Origin of the sequence: Bradyrhizobium sp. CCBAU 65884 (assembly GCF_028128835.1) — a bacterium.
GTDB lineage: Bacteria > Pseudomonadota > Alphaproteobacteria > Rhizobiales > Xanthobacteraceae > Bradyrhizobium > Bradyrhizobium ottawaense.
Genome location: NZ_LBJU01000126.1, coordinates 236,118 through 253,730, shown reverse-complemented (window position 1 = coordinate 253,730; position 17,613 = coordinate 236,118). Strand labels below are relative to the sequence as shown.

12 protein-coding genes are annotated in these 17,613 nt (G+C 59.2%); 4 read left to right on the top strand and 8 right to left on the bottom strand.

Annotation, left to right across the window (positions count from 1 at the left end; all coding sequences use genetic code 11):
* Window positions 1-465 precede the first annotated feature (465 nt).
* From XI03_RS28210 to XI03_RS28200, 3 genes are read right to left on the bottom strand one after another with little or no spacing between them, the layout of a single operon-like run.
* Window positions 466-1,368, bottom strand: a complete 903-nt coding sequence (locus XI03_RS28210; RefSeq protein WP_271593952.1) for a 3-hydroxyacyl-CoA dehydrogenase NAD-binding domain-containing protein — start codon at window positions 1,366-1,368, stop codon at window positions 466-468.
* Between the two features lie 48 nt (window positions 1,369-1,416).
* Window positions 1,417-2,613 carry an ABC transporter substrate-binding protein gene (locus XI03_RS28205; protein ID WP_271593951.1) on the bottom strand — a complete coding sequence of 399 codons (1,197 nt, stop codon included), beginning with the start codon at window positions 2,611-2,613 and terminating at the stop codon, window positions 1,417-1,419.
* Window positions 2,614-2,627: 14 nt separating this feature from the next.
* Window positions 2,628-3,824 (bottom strand): serine hydrolase domain-containing protein, encoded by a 1,197-nt coding sequence (locus XI03_RS28200; RefSeq protein WP_271593950.1) that lies wholly within the window; start codon window positions 3,822-3,824, stop codon window positions 2,628-2,630.
* Window positions 3,825-4,027: 203 nt separating this feature from the next.
* Between XI03_RS28200 and XI03_RS28195 the strand changes: the two genes are divergently transcribed.
* The 3 genes from XI03_RS28195 to XI03_RS28185 all read left to right on the top strand — a co-directional run bounded on the left by XI03_RS28195 (window position 4,028) and on the right by XI03_RS28185 (window position 9,917).
* Window positions 4,028-4,978, top strand: coding sequence for a helix-turn-helix domain-containing protein (locus XI03_RS28195; protein ID WP_271593949.1), 951 nt, complete (start codon window positions 4,028-4,030; stop codon window positions 4,976-4,978).
* 687 nt (window positions 4,979-5,665) lie between these two features.
* Window positions 5,666-6,037 carry a hypothetical protein gene (locus tag XI03_RS28190; protein WP_271593948.1) on the top strand — a complete coding sequence of 124 codons (372 nt, stop codon included), beginning with the start codon at window positions 5,666-5,668 and terminating at the stop codon, window positions 6,035-6,037.
* Between the two features lie 562 nt (window positions 6,038-6,599).
* Window positions 6,600-9,917 carry an autotransporter domain-containing protein gene (locus XI03_RS28185; RefSeq protein ID WP_271593947.1) on the top strand — a complete coding sequence of 1,106 codons (3,318 nt, stop codon included), beginning with the start codon at window positions 6,600-6,602 and terminating at the stop codon, window positions 9,915-9,917.
* 367 nt (window positions 9,918-10,284) lie between these two features.
* Here XI03_RS28185 and XI03_RS28180 read toward each other — a convergent pair whose 3' ends face one another.
* The gene (locus tag XI03_RS28180; protein WP_271593946.1) at window positions 10,285-11,214 is read right to left on the bottom strand and encodes an NAD(P)-dependent alcohol dehydrogenase; all 930 of its coding nucleotides are present in this window, start codon (window positions 11,212-11,214) and stop codon (window positions 10,285-10,287) included.
* A gap of 387 nt (window positions 11,215-11,601) precedes the next feature.
* Between XI03_RS28180 and XI03_RS28175 the strand changes: the two genes are divergently transcribed.
* Complete coding sequence (locus XI03_RS28175) at window positions 11,602-12,486, top strand: AraC family transcriptional regulator (protein WP_271593945.1); 885 nt, start codon at window positions 11,602-11,604, stop codon at window positions 12,484-12,486.
* A 701-nt stretch (window positions 12,487-13,187) separates the two neighbouring features.
* Here XI03_RS28175 and XI03_RS28170 read toward each other — a convergent pair.
* The 4 genes from XI03_RS28170 to XI03_RS28155 are packed head-to-tail and all read right to left on the bottom strand — an operon-like array spanning window position 13,188 to window position 16,570.
* Window positions 13,188-14,180 carry a branched-chain amino acid ABC transporter permease gene (locus XI03_RS28170; protein WP_271593944.1) on the bottom strand — a complete coding sequence of 331 codons (993 nt, stop codon included), beginning with the start codon at window positions 14,178-14,180 and terminating at the stop codon, window positions 13,188-13,190.
* 2 nt (window positions 14,181-14,182) lie between these two features.
* On the bottom strand, window positions 14,183-15,061 hold the full coding sequence (locus tag XI03_RS28165; RefSeq protein ID WP_271593943.1) for a branched-chain amino acid ABC transporter permease: 879 nt from the start codon (window positions 15,059-15,061) through the stop codon (window positions 14,183-14,185).
* 13 nt (window positions 15,062-15,074) lie between these two features.
* Window positions 15,075-15,788: an ABC transporter ATP-binding protein gene (locus XI03_RS28160; RefSeq protein WP_035711291.1), complete on the bottom strand. Its 714-nt coding sequence runs from the start codon at window positions 15,786-15,788 to the stop codon at window positions 15,075-15,077.
* The gene (locus XI03_RS28155; RefSeq protein ID WP_271593942.1) at window positions 15,785-16,570 is read right to left on the bottom strand and encodes an ABC transporter ATP-binding protein; all 786 of its coding nucleotides are present in this window, start codon (window positions 16,568-16,570) and stop codon (window positions 15,785-15,787) included. Before XI03_RS28155 ends, XI03_RS28160 begins: the two co-directional genes overlap by 4 nt.
* Window positions 16,571-17,613: the final 1,043 nt, after the last annotated feature.

Here is a 17,613-nt window from a genome sequence, read left to right as displayed (position 1 = left end):
CCCGAAACGGGACAAGAGAGCTGCGGCCATCTTGACTAGGGGGTATTCACCCACGGCGTCGAGCCGCGCACGGTTGAATCCGCTACGATGAAACAACGGCAAGGACGATGTGAGCCTGTCGCTGACGGCGGCTGCGACACCCTTAATCGCCCGCTCTAAGCCGAGCTTGGTCGCGCCGCCAGCCGGGGCGGCGACTGCGTGTTCGCCCTGATTTGGAATTCGGCGATTGACGCCGGCCGGTCACCGAAAGCCGCTCGCGGGGGCCTTTCTCTTGCCCCAACCTCCGAACCTTGCGGCGACGTTTTCGAAGGCGCAATGTACGCTTGCCAAGGTGTCGCGGTGTCAATCGACGAGCTTCACTTGTCCAACCAATTGTTCTTCCTGGCGGACACAATCAAGCACTTGCATGCCCAATCGATCGAGCATTCCCGACTGTTCGGCACCGGAATAATATCCAACGGCATCTCACGGGTTCAATCTCTCCGCCGTCGATGCCCTTGTTTCGGGCGAGAATTGCAGTGCCGCACTCATCAAAATGGATTTCAGGCCATCATTGCGAAGTTGCGTCAATTCATCGACTGAAAGGCCACCCATTTGCTTTTGGGTGCTGTCAATTAATTCACGTTTGAGTTCGGAGTTCATAGTTGGACGCTTAGCATCGTCCCAAAGGTCTTCAAATACGGGCCCGAGATGGTCCATGAAGTGAGCTAGGCCGCCTGAGCCACCACCTAAGTGGAACGTTGCAAAGGGCCCCAGGAGAGCCCATCGCGGACCCAATGCGTAAATCATAGCCGCGTCCACATCCTGCACGGTCGCCTGTCCTGTCGCGACAGCGTCGACCGCCTCACGCCATACCGCTGCCTGCAAGCGATTTGCGAGATGGCCTTTTCGCTCGACGTTCAACCTAATCGGACGCTTGCCGATTGCCCTGTAAAATCGCACGGCCTCCTCAAGCACCGAAGGAGCGGTATCGCGGCCGCCGACCACTTCAACCAGCGGGACTAGATGAGGCGGATTGAAGGGATGCCCCACGAGAACCCGCTCGGCGAAGCTTAATCCCGCCTGGAGGTCGGACGGCAGCAAAGCCGACGAAGAAGAGGCAACGATCGCATGTGATGCAAGCTTGTTGGAAAGCCTTGCGTACAACTCGCGTTTAACAGCGAGATCCTCGGGCGCGCTTTCCTGAACAAAATCGGCGCCCTCTACAGCGTCTTCAGGCGTCCCGCACCATTGGATTGAACTTGAAGTATCAAGTTGAATGAGAGAATGTTGTGGATCCCACGCTTTAACCGTTTGGCATTGCGTCGAGAACGCCGCAATCCAGCTCGAACCGATCAACCCGCAGCCCAGCACGGCGACAGTTGGCATTTATCCTACCCTAATTGGATCTTCTATGGTGTGGATGCAGTGGAGCGGCTACCTCACTGAAATCAGCGCTCCCGCCGGTCGCCAGGTTGAGCCGTCCCACTTGCCAAGCTGAATCTGCTCAATTGGGAAATGATCGTCAGGAGCGGTATTTAGAACGATACCGGGCGCGAGCAGGGGTAGGGCCAAGTCCCTTATGTCTGAGGCCTGCTTCATGATGTTTCCCCTGCTGAGGTCATCCCCGCAACGGGATAGTACGTCGACCACGGTCTGAGCGACCGAATAGCCATAAACAGGAGCGAAATCGTTGTCTTGCACTCCCGGCATATACTTTCGCATGAAATCGAAGTACTCCGCGAGCGAAGGGTCTTCCCTCCATTTGGGATCGTTCCAATCCTTGAAAAAGGTCGCCGTATACAGGGAGAGATCGCTTCTACCCCTCACTGTTTCCGTTGTTACGGGCACCAATGAGGCGCCACCGGTTACATAAACAGTGGGGGACCAATTCATCTCAACGAGCTTGCGTACGAACTGCGCGGCAAACTTTGGAATGGCTGCGAGTATGACCACATCGGGGCTGGCCGCTCGCACATTCACAAATTGGGATTCAATCGTGGGGGCGCTCGTCTCATAGCTGAATTCTGAGATTAGCTTTGCCGAATTCTGCTTGTCGAGCACGTCTTTGACCCCGAGCAGATAGTCCTTACCGAAGTCATCGTTTTGATAGAGCACCGCAATGCGCGCAGCCGGATTCTTGTCGATTGCGTCCCGCGCAAAGGCTCTTGCTTCAAACCGAAAACTTGGTTGCCACCCCATACTCCAGGGATAGTCCTTCACGTCACCCCAATAGTGCGCTCCTGTCGCAACGAACAATTGCGGTATCTTCTGCCTGTTGAGATATTTGGCCTGTGCAGCGTTCGTTGGTCCTCCAAAACTGTTGAACATGAACGCAATTTCATCGTCTTCGACCAACTTTCGCAGCTGCTCGACCGACTTGGGCGGCGAATAGGCGTCGTCTTTGGACAGGAGCTCGATTTTCCTCCCATTGATTCCCCCTTTCTCGTTCAGCATCCTAAAGTACGCGTCTTGCACTTTGCCTATGAGGCCGTATTGAGAAGCTGGGCCGCTATAAGACGTCGTTTGCCCGACTTTGATTTGGTTTGCCGACACTCCCGGCTCTGCCGCGAAAACAGCAACCGAGGCCAACTGCGCAGACAGAACTGCGATTGCGATACGACATCGAGACATAATTCCATGTTCTCCTAAAGGTTCTTTCCGCCGCGCAGTGCCTGATAAACAAGCTGACGAAGGAGCCGCCGACAGTGATGGCGTTGATCGGGAGCCTGCATCATGAAGACGCAGACCATCTCTTCGGCTGGGTCTACCCAGGCATATGTTCCTGATATCCCGGCCCAAGAGAAGTCACCGACAGATCCTGGAAGCGAGTTTAGACCGCGATGAGTTCTAATCAGAAAGCCCAAACCGAATCCTTGCCCCAGTTCTGGAAGAGGAGCCAACGCGCCGAGACTTGGCATGTACGCTCCAAAGTTCACCTGCGCCGGAAGATGGTTTGCAACCATCCAGCTAGCCGTGGCACGACTCAGGAGAACGCCTTGGTCATGAACAAGGTCATCCAAAAGCGTTTGAAGGAATGCGTAGTAATTGTGAGCACTTGAGAGCAGGCCGCCCCCGCCGGAATACCAAGATGGCGATACGTTGCTCTCCCAGAATGCGGGCATCCACGGCATTCGACCCGATGCCTGGTCTCGAAAAGGCTGGGCAAGACGCGATTGCGACCTACTGGAGAGCAGGAACCCGGTATCGTCCAATCCCAGAGGAGCGAACACAAGATCATGTAAGGCCCCCTGAAGATCGCGGGCCAAAAGGCGTTCAATGATCAGCCCGAGCACGTCCGTGGACATGCCATACTCGAAAGTGCTTCCAGGAACATAGAGGAGATCTATCCGCGCAAGCTTCTCAACCAGATCGCTCGAGGTCTGCTGCGGGTCCAACACGTTGAGGCGGCGATAGCTCTCGTGGATAGGCCCAGACCCGAAATCGCCGTACGTGAAGCCTGAAGTGTGCCGAAGCAGGTCGTGAACTTTGATCGGCGGCGTGGCGGCGCTCGAACGACAACAGAGACCGTCGAATTCCGGCAGGTAACGCGCGACAGGTTCGTCGAGCGAGAGCATGCCGCGTTCGACGAGGATCATTGCCGCGACCGACGTGATCGGCTTTGTGAGCGAAGCCAGCCGAAACAGGGAATCCCGCCGCATCGGGACTTCCCTGGCCGGATCGCAATATCCAAAGGTTTCGAAGATTACCGGCTTACCAAAACGCGCCAACAGCACGACTGCGCCGGGAATTATCCCGCCCTCAACTTGCTGCTTGATCACTTCACCCAGTCGGGCGAGCCGTGTTGGGCAAAAGCCCACCTCTTCCGGCCTGACGCACTTCATAAGGGGTCAACTCTCGCCTTTGCCCTGTTGGATCGCCCGGGGCCTAAGAGGCCTGAGGTCTGTGCGTCTCCTTGACAGGTTTTCGCGAGCTGGGTTTGCGATATGGCTCACTGTGCTTTGTTCCTGGCGCTCCCAAACACTCCCAGTTGCGTGCTTTCCCCGCCATTGGCATACTGGACGCTAATTCAAGGCATGGCCCATCAATGTGGAAACAACCCGGCTCGACCGAAATACTTGTCGCTCGCACTTCGGATGTGGAACTCGCTGAGCAGGTCGAATATTGGTCTTCTGCTTTCGGCTCGATCTGGGGAAGAGTGCAGCTTTTTCGGGAGGAGCACCAATCATTCTCCGGCAATTTGCATTCCGTCCAAGTCGCCTCGTTGAGAGCCAATCGAATTTCTTTTGAAGGCCTGCGGTTCAGACGGACCGAAGCCAACCCGGAGCAGGCGTTCTACTCGCTCGCATTTCCGCAACGAGGTCAGGCAAGTATTCGGATGGGCAACGACGGACTCGCGCTCGGGCCGGGTTCAATGTTCTTGCTTGATAATTCGCGCCCCGCAGAATTTTTTGCATGCAACTCATACGAAACGCTAAATATTCAAATTCCGATTTGCAGAATGAAGCAGCGGATAGGCAAACAGTTTAACAGCAGCTTTCTTCGCGTAGACGCTAGCCAAATACTACCAGAACTTTTGCAGGACATTCTGATAAAAGTAAGCGCCTTGACGAGTCCACTCGAAACGCGTTCGGCAACGCTTTTGGAACAGCAGATTTGCGACATCGCTGCGTTTTGTTTTGCGGCGGCAGACGCTTCCGAATCGGAGGAAGGTGTACTTCTCCTCGCGCAGCGCGAGCGCAGCGAGAAGCACATCGCCCGGCTCCACGCACGGCCAGACCTGTCTCCATCTATGATAGCCAGAGCATGTGGCATTTCCGAAAGCTACCTACATAAGGTCTATCGCGGGAGTGGCCAGACGGTCATGGAGCGTGTCAAAGAGCTTAGACTGGAAACGGCTCACACCCTTCTCTGCCAAAAGGGGCGCACCTGCACAGTGTCTGAGGTCGCATACGAAGTTGGTTTCAAATCGTTGGCGGAGTTTTCGCGAGCATACAAGAAGCGCTTTGGAACCTCGCCGGGGCGTACGCGGCTCTGAGATCGATGTTTGCCCTCCGAGTTTGAGGCTGAATTACATTGTTGGCTAAGCTTCCCAAGGGGGGCCTATGCCAGAACGTCGATTGTCGATCAGCGAATTAGGATGAGAGCTCTTTGGGCAGATCCATCCTGCGCTTTAGTGACAAACCAACGTATCTCATGCCTCAAGTAGAGCTCTTAGATTCGTGCTAAGAAACGTTGAGGTCGCTCCGTTAAACCCACGACTTGCTTGCACGTGCTTTCGGTTGAAATACCGACAGACGGCAGTGAATTTACGAAACTGTTCTATTTTAACTATCCTCCCAGAAGAACCTTGGCGAGAACACAACGCTCTCGCCATTTTTTTCGCCAATACACATGCGCTGGTCCTAACGATCAAAGAGAAGCCGCCGTTCTCGTTTTTGATGCTTCGACCAATTCACCAACCATGGTCGTTTCAAGAAACTCGTGCCCCGTCTTGCACCATGCGGCGCAAGCCGACGCGGGCAATCGTTTGGGGCGTGTTGGCATTCTCATCCTGGCAGATCAATGCATGCTGATTTCTCCGGTCGATGACAAGTAGAGTCTCTGCCGAACGACTTGAGAGTAGGCAACAAACCGCCTCCCGCCCCTCATGCTAACAACTGAACTCTAGGAAAACGAAACGGTTGTCGCTGACGCAGAGCAACCGACGTTGGGGGAGGCCTGCATGTCGGAAAGGGCGATCGCTACTGATTCCATGGACATCGTCGGTCGTGGTGCCGTTAGGTTGTCCCGCTCCTGCCTGGCTTCTTTGACTGATATCATCCGGCGGGACGTTGATGCCACCATCGTTCCGCGCGCTGACACTCCCATCGGCCAGTGTGACCAGATCGCCCTGTTGCGAGCGCTAGGTTTTCAAAATCACGAGCAACAGCTGACCATAGAGTTAGACTCGATTGTCCGCATCGCCTCCATGGCGAAGCTGCTCGTTTCGGTGGCTACTCCGAATCTGGTTGAGCAGAGACTGCTGTTTGGCGATCCAGCTGCGCGCGGTGCAGGACTGTTGCCTCCAGTGGAGGGCAATCTGTGTTTCGCATAGATGGTCTTGGCTGGCGCGCATGCAGGAACGTTTGGGCGCTCTCGTGCAAAACTGTGGCGTTGAGGACCAGCGGACATTTTCCGCCGGAGAATGCATACGGATCCACCACGATTGATTTGAGCGGGCGCCAACGCGGGGGATGGAACAGTACGAGCGTTGCCGGCGCACTTGGCGTTTGGCTATTCAGATTGTTTTGCCTGACAGCCCACGCAGGTCGTCTCGATCAGTCTCCAGGTCGGCATCGCGGTCCGCGGTCTTGCCACGGCTTTTGCAGTGTTCGGAGCGAGCGTCATCCAATTCCTGCCTAACGTTGTCGAGGAAGTGTCGAAGGCTGCGCCAGGAGCGATTTGCGGCCTGATCCTTATCCCCTCGTCGCCTTGATGCACCGGCGTGAACCGCCGGGCCGCTCAGCTGGAGAATGGAGCACCAGTAGGTGGGGCACGGCATGCCGGCTGTGTGAGCTGGCCAAGATTACGTCAACAAAACGGCCGCGGGTTTATCGGGGTCGAGACGATGCAGCAAAGCATCCGGAACAGAGAGCAACAATACCAGGGAGAACAAAATGGAACGACGGAAGAATGATGCACGACGCCTGGCGCGGGGTACGGTATCGGCTGCTGCGATAAGTCTAGCGATGATGACCGCCGCCGTGACCGCGGCCGAGGCGCAGCAGGGCGCGGCGAACAATGGTTTGCCTCCTCTGAACCCTCTCCCAGTATCTCCGTTCGCCGATTCTTGGGCTTTCACGACGCGAGCCGACTGGAGCGCGCGGACGAGCGCGTGGGCGACGCCGAGCTTTGTTGCGAACTCACAATTGGGCGCGATGAACACGCAAAGCGCCTACGCCCGCGGCTTCTCCGGCAACGGTATCGCGCTCGGGCAAATCGATACGGGCTCGAATTTCACCGATCCGAACCTGCTGAAAGGCGTGATTTTCACGGACCCGGGGCTGCAGAAAAGAGCCATATCGTTATCAGGCGTCTCTCCCTGGGGAGATCCAGTGCAGGGCGACGTACCCTATGGTGGCCCTCCGGGTTTTAACGGGATTTCTGGTCATGGCTCCCTCATTGCTCGGGAGATCGCGGGCAGTCGTGGTCAGGGGGCCAGCGGTGGTATCGACGGCGTTGCTTTTGATTCCATGCTCGTTGTCGCCAACCACGGTCTCGGCACTGTTGTCGGATTCCCAGATACTGCAAGTCTAACCAACTACATCACACAGATGGCTGGACTTCAGGTGCGCGCGATCAACAACAGCTGGACCTCGCCTGATCTGGTGGATCCAATCAAATTTATGAATGGGACCCTCGTCATTGACTTCGCCCAGCAGGATGCAATCAAGCAGCAGCTCAAGGCTACCGATGCGTTTAATCCGAGCAATTACAACACGCTCGACCCCACCTTGAAGCCTTATGTGGACACTGTGAACGCGCTGGGAACGGCGGCGGCGAAAGATATGGTTGTCGTTTTCGCGGCCGGCAACGTTTTGGCCGGCTACCGCCCCGGACTATATCCTCACGTGCTAGCCGCCGCGCCATACTACAGATCGGACTTGGAATCTCACTGGATCGCGGCCGTCGCCCTCGATGACAGCGCCGCCGACGCGAGATTGTCCGCCATTACTACGAGTTGTGGCCTGGCGAAGTACTGGTGCGTGTCTGCTCCTGGTAATTTCACGTCAAACGCCGCAGCGGACACGACGGGCGCCGTTGCATTGCTGGCCCAGCGCTATCCGTATCTGAATGGCGCCGATCTTCGCACGGTGCTGTTGACTACCGCCACACGTCTCGACCCCAAGACAATGGATCCCAACTACGTCCCTCTTACCGGGCCGGACACCTATGGTGTCAACGATATATTCGGCTGGGGCCGGATCAATCTGGACAAGGCAATGGACGGGCCGGCAGTGATCGGATTCATGGACACTGTGACGAACCAGCTCATTGGCAGTGTTTTCACGGCAGATCTTCCGGCGGGCACGCTCGACGTTTGGCGCAACAGCATCACGGGTTTGGGCACGCTGGACAAGGCAGGCGCTGGCACTTTGGTACTCGGCGCAACAGACGGGGATGGCCATCCCAGCTCGTATGCGCAAGCCGGCGGTGCGCGCATCGACGGCGGCACGTTGGAAGTCAACGGCGCATTAACAGGTCCGGTCGTGGTGGGCACGGAAGGCCGGCTGACTGGTACAGGCTCGGTCGGCACCACCACTGTGGCCGGCATCGTGGCGCCGGGACAAGAGCGGTATGCCGGCATGTCGGCGCTCTACACCTCGGCGCCGGAAATGTTCACGACGGAACGCCGCGCAGGCACTCTGACGATAAATGGGGACATGGCCTTTCAGCCGGGCGGCGTCTATCAGGTCTTTATGGGAGCAAACAGCCTGCACAGCCAGTTGAATGTGACCGGCAACGCAACGCTTGAGAACGGAGCGCTTCAGGTCGTATTGGAGCAAGGGGGACACTGGACCAATTTTACGCAGCCGGTGACCGTGTTGTCCGCCGGCGGCGGCATCAGCGGAAGATTCACGGATCCGACAGTCAACTCGCTATTTCTGAAAGTTGTTCTGGATTATTCCAACTCCATAAATCCCGCTTCAGGAGCGGCAGCCAATTCTTTGACATTATCAATCCAGCGCAACGACGTCAGTTTCGCTTCGGTTGCGGCGTCGCGCAACGGTGCCGCGGTGGCCACCGTGCTCGATGCAGCGCCAGATGGCACGAGACCGCGCGACTTTGTGATGCTGGCTAGCCGCGAGGTCGCGGCGAAAGCTTTCGACCAGTTTTCCGGTCAGGCGGCGACCGGTATCCAGCAAGCGACGTTCAACGCTGCGAGCCAATTCATGGGCGTGCTGCTCGATCCGTCTCTCGGCAACCGCGGCGGCAATGTCGGATCGGGCGAAGCAGTGGGATTTGCGCGGGAGGACAACATCAGTCCGGCCAACGCCTATGCGTCAGCGGACATGCCGCGTTCGAAGTTGGGCAGTAATGCTTTTGCGGGAGTACATACTAAGACTCCGCCGCAGATCGACCCGATCGCCAGCGCCTGGAGCTCGTGGGTGGCAGGCTTTGGCGGGACGCAAACCACCAATGGGAATGCCGCGGTCGGGTCAAACACGGCGACCAGCAACATCTATGGCGTGGCCGCCGGTGCAGACTATCGCCTCTCGGCCGACACGCTGCTTGGCTTTGCGCTTGCTGGCGGCGCGACATCCTTCAGCATCGCCAACGGATTCGGCAGCGGGCGCTCGGACCTGTTCCAAGCCGGCGCATTCGTCAGACACAATTTCCGCGCGGCGTATTTCGCCGGCGCATTGGCTTATGGCTGGCAGGACATCGCGACCGACCGCACCTTGACAATTGCCGGCGGAGATCACCTTCGCGCCCGGTTCAATGCCAACGTACTGTCCGGGCGCATGGAGGGGGGCTACCGCTTCGCCACGCCCTGGGTTGGACTGACGCCTTATGCGGCTGCGCAGACGACCACGGCCTATCTGCCGGCCTATGCGGAGCAGGCGATCGTCGGGACCGGCGTGGCGGCATTGAGCTATGCCGCGAAGGACGCGGCCGCGTCACGCACGGAGTTTGGTCTGCGCACCGACGGATCGTTCGCCCTGCACGACGCGATTCTGACGTTGCGTGGCCGCGCGGCGTGGGCGCACAATTTCGACACCGATCGCGCGATCTCCGCAACGTTCCAGACGCTCCCCGGCGCCGCGTTCGTAGTCAATGGCGCGGCGCCGGCGCACGATGTCGCGCTGACCACAGCGTCCGCCGAGTTGGCATTGCGGAATGGCATCTCGCTCGCCGGCACCTTCGAAGGCGAGTTCTCCTCCGTCACGCGGAGCTACGCCGGCAAAGGCATCCTGCGTTATCAATGGTGATGTTACGAAAACCGGAGATGGCGTGGCCATCGCATGACCGCACCATCTCCGGCCATATCCTGATCGCGATCGTCGCTTCTGATTTGAGGTTGTTCCATTAAATCGTGATGGCATTAAGTTCGATAGCCCGAGTATCCCTGCCAAGTCGATGGCCGACAAGAAGCGTCGGCGGGTATTGGAGAAGAAGATGGACGTGATCTTCTCCTGTTTAGCCTCAATCAATTGCGTACCTAGGCTCAGGACCTATCAATCGATGCGTCCAGCACTGGCGAGCACCTCCTCCGCCAGCTTACGGCGGTCGATGGGGGAGGATTTGCGCCGAGGCCAGGTCTGATGCCGACGCAAACTAATGGCGACCCCAGTCCGCTCACTGCATCGCGACCAGCGCCTTGCCGGGCAGCTTGCGGCCGCGTTCGAGGGCCGTCAGCAAAGGGATCGCATCGGCCAGGGGGACCGTTTCGACGACTGGCAGCCGGAGCTTTTTGCTCACAGCAACCTTCGCCAATCCGTCCAGTATGTCGGCGCGTGCCGTGCAGATGATCGGCTTCAATCGCCTGTTGAACAATGCGCGCAGGAGCTTCATTGGCGTCGGATCGATGTCGAGAAAAACTCCGCCTTTCAGCAGGCTCAAACCCAAGGCGACCGGCATCGTTCCGGCGGTGTCGTAAACCACGTCGAAACGGTGGCCAATGGTGGAAAGATCAGTGGCGCGATAATCGTATACGGTCTTCAGGCCCATCTCCTGGGCCCGCGCAAGTGACTGTGCGCCGCAGCTGCCAGACACTGTAGCGCCCAGCATCTTGGCTATCTGGACGGTCGCCTCTCCAACGGCACCAGTGCAGCCGTTCACGAACACGTGCTGCCCGGCCTTCAGACGGGCTTTGTCGATCAGGCCGTTCCAGGCGGTAACGCCAGGGGTACCGAGGCATGCGGCATCCTCGAACGAAACGGTCTCTGGCTTCTTCGCCAGGCAAGTCTCTTTCGCGATGACGGCATCGGCCGTAGCGCCGCAGTTTTTGACGTGTGTCAGGCCGAAGACCGCGTCTCCAGGTTTGACGCGCGTCACGCCGGCACCGATTGCGAGCACCGTGCCTGAAAAATCGCAGCCCATGGCGCGCGGAAAGGTCTTGCCGGTCACAAGTTTCAGGTCGCCGTTGCGAACCTTCCAGTCGACCGGGTTGAGAGCCGCGAAGTGGACCTTGATCGCCACCTCGCCCGTCTTGGGATCAGGCAGTTTGAAGTCCGCAAGGTACATACCCTCCGGTCCGCCATACTTTTGATACTCGATGCGTCTCATTTGATTAAGCATGCTTTATGTTGGAAGCGAACGCGTCTGTAGCGAAGCGCAGTTGGTGACAGATCATGTCAACAGTGATCGAAGCCGAGGTGTTCTGCGAGTTGGTTCAGGAGGCGGTTTCTGCTGACGCGTGTTCATCGTGGCTGACACATGAACATTTGCAACGCGCCATCAGTCGATCACGATGGCGGCTGTTCCGGCCACCGTCTGCAGGTAGTCCGCTGAGCAAACGCTGGCCGACCGCGCCGGTTGCCGCAGTTGCCAAGATTGCCTTTGCCATAGAGGGCCTCCGTCGTTGTAGCCCTATAACTGGAGTAGAGCGCCAAGATGGACAATGATGGAAACGCGCGATAAATTTGCAGATCGTCTCGATCGGGGGAACATACCGTGGACGTGTTAGGCGACTGGCTGCGCATGTTTGCTCGTCCGAAATATCGGTTGGCCCGCAGCGTGACCAGCGGACAGTGGGGCTTCCGGCTGGAAGCCGGGTCTGCGCTAGCTTTTCACTTCATACGAAAGGGCAGTGCTTGGCTGCGGATAGCAGGACGTGCCGACACCAAACTGAGTGAAGGTGATCTGGTCGTCTTGAGCGACGGCCCGGCCCACGAAGTCGTCGATAGTCCACAAACGCAGGCGGACCCGGTCGAGATTTTTGCCCAACGTACTTTTGATCTGGTCAATGCAGGCCCAGCGACGGAGATATTCTGCGGACAATTCCGGCCAGATGCGATCCGGGGGCAAATTGGTGCAGCCGCGTTGCCGCCTTTCGTTCACCTTAAGGCTGCAGACATTGCTCGGGATCCGGGTATTGCAGGTCTGTCGGCGCTGCTGACGGCGGAATTAGACGGAGATCGCCAGGGTAATGAGATGCTGGTCGAGCGATTGGCGGATGGCCTGTTGATTTATGTTTTGCGCAACGCAGCGGCTCAAGCCGGACATGGCACAGGGTGGTTGTCAGCCATGCACGATCCGCGACTGGCGCGAGTGTTTCGTGCAATTCACGCAACACCGCAGTCCGATTGGACGGTGGATGATATGGCGGGCGAGGCTGGCCTGTCGCGAGCAGCGTTTGCGCGACGCTTTACTGAGCGGGTCGGCAAGACGCCCCTTGGTTACCTCACTGCATGGCGGATGACGCTAGCTGCCAGACGTTTCGAGGGCGGCAAGCTGCCATTGAGTGTCGTGGCAAACGAAGTTGGCTATCAGTCCGAGGCAGCTTTCAGCCGGGCCTTCCGAAAATATCATGGCGTGTCGCCGGGAAAATACAGATGACGCCCGCCGCCTGAAGATTTCTTGAAACAATGCCATCTCAATCCGGCAATCGGCACTAATTTAGGGCGCGAGGGCCTTATCATACGAGTCTCAGAACGCCGATGGTCGCCGCCGCGGAGCCAGCTTTAGTCGGGCTTTGATCGTGTGGAAACAAGGGGGTTGCAGCAAATGTGCAGGCCGAGACCTCCTGCCCCGTGCGGCTTCGGCGACACCGTCTGGCGCCGCTGATGGAAGGGCAATTCGGCTGGCCCAAGATCGACCTCAGCGAGACCGACAAGGCCCTGATGATCTCGGCCGAACTACCCGGATGACTGAGAAAGACGTCTAGATCGAAATCGCCGGTGGCGCCCGACGTCCGCAGCGAGAAGAAGGCCGAGCGCAGCGACGAAGGCAAGCACTTCAACGAGCGCGCCTAGGTGCAGCTATAGCGGTGCAGCCATGCCACGCGCCACGCTGGACGCGCTGCAAGATCTTGCGGTCAGCACGATAGGGTTGCGAATTTCTTTCAATTTTTGGCTATGGCAGGACGGAAACTGCTCCAGGAATTGCGACCACGCCTTGGCCGACGGAAGAGTCCGGCGAGATCGGCCTGCCGGAGCACGTCCTGCGGCTTGCCGGCTTATCTGGGGCGGGCAAGCATGCTTGTGCTAGGCACAACCGGGACACCAAAGCGTCTCGGTTTGACCCGTCACCGATTATGCCTATCTCAATTTGCTAGCGGCCTGCCTCGCGCCATGCGGCACGAGGTAGATGACGAGGAACAGCAGCGCACCGAACACGGCGCCGGAGAGGCCCTTGGAGATGCCTTCCGCGATGTTCGGGACGAAGATGATGAAGGCGGCGCCGACGATCGAGCCGGGCAGCCAGCCGACGCCGCCAACGACCATGCCGAGGAACAGCGAGATCGCCAGCGTGATGGTGTAGCTATCGGGCGCGATGAACTGTACCGCGATGGCGCCGAGCGAGCCCGCAACGCCGGTGATGCCGGCGGAGACGCCGAAGGCCAGCGTCTTGTACAGCGCGACATCGACGCCCATGGCGGAGGCCGCGATCTCGTTGTCGCGGATCGCCATGAAGGCGCGGCCCGAACGGGAGCGCAGCAGGTTTACCGCGAAGATGTAGATCGCGATCGTCACGACGAGCGTGAAGTAATACAGCCACATGTCCTGCGACATCGGCAGGCCGAACGGCGCGTCCGGCTTGGTGACGACGAGGCCCTGCACGCCGCCGGTCCAGTGCTCGAGGAAGTTGAGCTTCAGCAGCTGCGGCATGGCGGTCGCAAGTGCAAAGGTCGCGAGCGCGAGATACACGCCCGACAGCCGAAGCGCCGGCTTGCCGAACAGATAGCCGAAGCCGAAGCAGACCACCGCCGAGACCGGAATGGTCAGCGCGTAGTTGACGTTGAAGTGCTCCATCAGCACCGCCGACACATAGGCGCCAACGGCGTAGAATGCGCTCTGGCCGAGCGAGAATTGCCCGCTGCCGCCGGTCAGGATGTTCAGCGCCAGCACCGCGAGCCCGTAGATCAAGAGCATCGTCATCTGGAAGATGATGAAGTTCTTGACGAACACTGGAACGATGAGGAGCGCGGCCAGCACCACCAGCGAGGTGCCGTAGCCGAGAGTCATGGCCCGCTTCGGCACGGCCTCGACCGCCTGGTGGCCTTCTGCAACGACTTCTTCTGCAGCGCTCATGATCAAACTCGCTTGACGATGTGCCGACCGAACAGGCCGGCGGGTTTGACGACCAGGACGGAGATGATCAGCGCGAGCGCGATCGGGAGTTTCAGCTCGTTGCCGACGCCGGGGATGTAGGTGCCGGCGAGGTTCTCGAAGACACCGACCAGGAAGCCGCCGACCACGGCGCCGAACGGGCTGGTCAGTCCGCCGAGCACGGCCGCGGCAAAGCCGTAGATCAGCACGCCGCCCATCATGTTCGGCTCGAGGAACACGACCGGCGCGATCAGCATGCCGGCGATCGAGCCGATCGCGGTCGCCATGCCCCAGCCGAGCGCGATCATCCAGGAGGTGTTGATGCCGACGAGGCGGGCCGATTCAGGCACGGAGGCGGCCGCGCGCATGGCAAGGCCGATGCGGGTGTACTGGAAGAAGAAATACAGGCCGAGCAGCAGCAGCACGGTGACGCCGATCATGCCGGCCTGGTGGGTCGAGATCAGCTGGCTGCCGAGGAACGGCGAAGAGCCGAACGGCGTCGGGTATTGCTTGATGGTGAAGTCCCAGATCAAGCCGGCCGAGGAGTTGATGATCGCGAACAGCGCGATGAAGCCGGCGACGTTGGTCAGCACCGGCGCTTTCGCAAGCGGCTTGAACAGGATGCGCTCGATCGCGATGCCGGCGACGAAGGAGAAGGCCAGCGTGATCACGAAGGCAGCCCAATAGGGCACGCCCCATTGCATCAACTGCCAGGAGATGAAGGTCGAGAACATCGCCATCTCGCCCTGCGCGAAGTTGAGATGGTCGATGGCCTGGTAGATCATGACCACGGCGAGCGCCATGCAGGCGTAGATCGCGCCCGTGGCAATGCCGGCCAGGACCTGGTTGGTGAACAGCTCCATTGTCCCGGCTCCCTCAGTAACCCAGATAGGATTTGCGGATTTCTTCGTTGTTCGCGATGTCCTTGGCCTTGCCCGACATCACGATGCGTCCGGTCTCGATCACATAGGCCTGGTCGGCGAGCTCGAGCGCGAGCTGGGCGTTCTGCTCGACCACCAGGATCGACACCTTGTCTTCGCGGTTGATCTTGCCGAGGATGCCGAACAGGTCGCGCACCACCAGCGGCGCGAGGCCGAAGGACGGTTCGTCCAGCAGCATCAGGCGCGGCCGCAGCATCAGGGCGCGCGCGACCGCGAGCATCTGCTGCTCGCCGCCGGAGAGCGTGCCGGCCTGCTGGGTGTGGCGCTGCTTCAGCACCGGGAAATGCGCATACATGCGCTCGATGTCGGAGACGATGCCGGCGCTGTCCTTGCGGGTGATGGCCCCTAACTGGAGATTCTCCTCCACCGTCATGGTGGTGAAGGTGCCGCGGCCTTGCGGCACGTGGGCGATGCCGAACCGCACGATGCTCTCGGTCGAGCGGTTGTTCAGCGGCTTGCCGTCGAACTCGATGCCGCCGGTGGAGCGCACCATGTTGCAGATCGCGCGCAGCGTGGTGGTCTTGCCGGCGCCGTTGGCCCCGAGCAGCGTGGTCAGCGAGCCCTCGTTGAGCGAGAAGGACAGGCCATGGAGCGCCTGGACCTGGCCGTAATAGGCGCGCAGGTCCTTGACGTTGAGCAGTGTCGTCATTGGTCCTTGCTCCCGAGATAGGCCTTGATGACGTCGGGGTCCGCCTGCACCTGGGCCGGCGTGCCTTCCGCGAGCTTCTTGCCGAAGTTCAGCGCGACGACGTGGTCGGCGATCGACATCACGAGGCCCATGTGATGCTCGACCAGCAGCACGGTCATGTGCCGATCGTCACGAATGCGGCGAATGAGGTCGCCGAGCACGTAGACTTCCTCGTGATTGAGGCCGCCGGCGGGCTCGTCGAGCAGCAGGATCTTCGGATCGGCCGCGAGTGCGCGCGCCAGCTCGACGCGCTTCTGCGTGCCGAAGGGCAGGCCGGAGACGATGGTGTGGGCGACGTCCTCGAGGTCGAGATAGCCGAGGATCTCGTGCACCTTCTTGTTCACGCTGCTCTCGCCGCGACGTACCCAGGCGAGGCGCAGCGAGTCGCTGATGATGTCGGAGGAGGTGCGGGCATGCGTGCCGACGCGGACATTGTCCATCACCGACAAATTCGGAAACAGCGCCACGTTCTGGAAGGTGCGGCCGATGCCGATCTCGGCGATCCGGTGCGGCGGCCGCTTCAGGATGCTCGCGCCTTCCATCAGGATGTCGCCGGACGACGGCTGGTAGAGCCGCGACAGGCAATTGAACAGCGTGGTCTTGCCGGCGCCGTTGGGACCGATCAGCCCGAGGATCTGTCCCTTGTGCATGTCGAAGGACACGCCGTTGAGTGCGACGATGCCACCGAACACGACGCTGACGCCGCGAATGAACAGGAGTGGAGAGTTGCTTCCGGACATCATCGGACTCAATCAGCACTCGGTCGACGGAATGGAACGGCCGCGAATGCTGCTGACGTTTAGCTCATACGGAGGCGTCATCGATTTTATATCGGTCTCAATTCTCATAGAGCAGTCATTCCGATTTGTGTTTCAAGGAACGCGTCTCGTAGAAAACAGACGGGGCAACGCGCATGGCTCTACCTACTTTGCCGATTTCTTACTGGAAACGTTTCTGACACATTTGCGCAGGAGTTCACTGTGCTTTGATGGTACCGCTTACAGCTTACTTCCGTTCTCCTCCGTAGGCCGCGACCCCCTCTAAAGGCTAGGTTTCGGCTTACGCGCACGAAGGTGAGTTGAACGCTTGGACATGATGATCTCCGCGGCTTCTCTTCTGCGCCCTGCCCTCAAACGGCGGAGCGAGCGGCGAAGAGCGACCGGCGAGCCCCGAACGTGAGAGGCAGGCCGGAACGGGCGGAGCGCGACGGACTGCGCCATGCAAACATTCCTCATCGAGAGATGTGACTGAGCGCCGTTCCGACCTGCCGGTTCGAAGCTCCCTACGGCTGAAGGCTTGATCGGCCAGCGACCCGCCCATTCCAGGAGAGCTTGCCGGATGGTGTTCGCCTTGATCTCGAATCCACGGACTGGCCGGCCCTCCCGAGAACTGCTCGCGAGGCCGTGCTCTTGCGCCATGCGCGGGTTCTTGTGGCTCGACTCCAAGCCCAACACTTGGCCGGCGTGCCGCGATGTCAATCTCGCTCATTCGATGTTATGGTTGCTTTCGTGCATGCTGATTCCCGGTCTGCACTTTTAGCTTTTATGGATTGACGGAGGGCTCATGGCCAAGAAAGCGAAGAAGGCGGCAAAGAAGACCACTGCGAAAAAGGCCAAGAAGAAAAAGAAGTAGTTCTTCTCTACCACGCTTCCGTTCTCGCGAGGCTAACCCAAACGTGCCGTAGCACATAGCTCCGGCTCATTTTGCACCGCTTTGAGATCGGATTGTGCCAACGGCAAAGCCGGATCGGAAGCGCGAGCATCGCGCCGCACGGTTCGGCTTTCGG

What these genes read in the sequence shown, in the direction of transcription:
- XI03_RS28210 (WP_271593952.1), bottom strand. Translation starts at nt 1,368, where the DNA reads ATGCCAACTGTCGCCGTGCTGGGCTGCGGGTTGATCGGTTCGAGCTGG.
- XI03_RS28155 (WP_271593942.1), bottom strand. Translation starts at nt 16,570, where the DNA reads ATGATGTCCGGAAGCAACTCTCCACTCCTGTTCATTCGCGGCGTCAGC.
- XI03_RS28160 (WP_035711291.1), bottom strand. Translation starts at nt 15,788, where the DNA reads ATGACGACACTGCTCAACGTCAAGGACCTGCGCGCCTATTACGGCCAG.
- XI03_RS28180 (WP_271593946.1), bottom strand. Translation starts at nt 11,214, where the DNA reads ATGAGACGCATCGAGTATCAAAAGTATGGCGGACCGGAGGGTATGTAC.
- XI03_RS28170 (WP_271593944.1), bottom strand. Translation starts at nt 14,180, where the DNA reads ATGAGCGCTGCAGAAGAAGTCGTTGCAGAAGGCCACCAGGCGGTCGAG.
- XI03_RS28195 (WP_271593949.1), top strand. Translation starts at nt 4,028, where the DNA reads ATGTGGAAACAACCCGGCTCGACCGAAATACTTGTCGCTCGCACTTCG.
- XI03_RS28190 (WP_271593948.1), top strand. Translation starts at nt 5,666, where the DNA reads ATGTCGGAAAGGGCGATCGCTACTGATTCCATGGACATCGTCGGTCGT.
- XI03_RS28185 (WP_271593947.1), top strand. Translation starts at nt 6,600, where the DNA reads ATGGAACGACGGAAGAATGATGCACGACGCCTGGCGCGGGGTACGGTA.
- XI03_RS28205 (WP_271593951.1), bottom strand. Translation starts at nt 2,613, where the DNA reads ATGTCTCGATGTCGTATCGCAATCGCAGTTCTGTCTGCGCAGTTGGCC.
- XI03_RS28200 (WP_271593950.1), bottom strand. Translation starts at nt 3,824, where the DNA reads ATGAAGTGCGTCAGGCCGGAAGAGGTGGGCTTTTGCCCAACACGGCTC.
- XI03_RS28165 (WP_271593943.1), bottom strand. Translation starts at nt 15,061, where the DNA reads ATGGAGCTGTTCACCAACCAGGTCCTGGCCGGCATTGCCACGGGCGCG.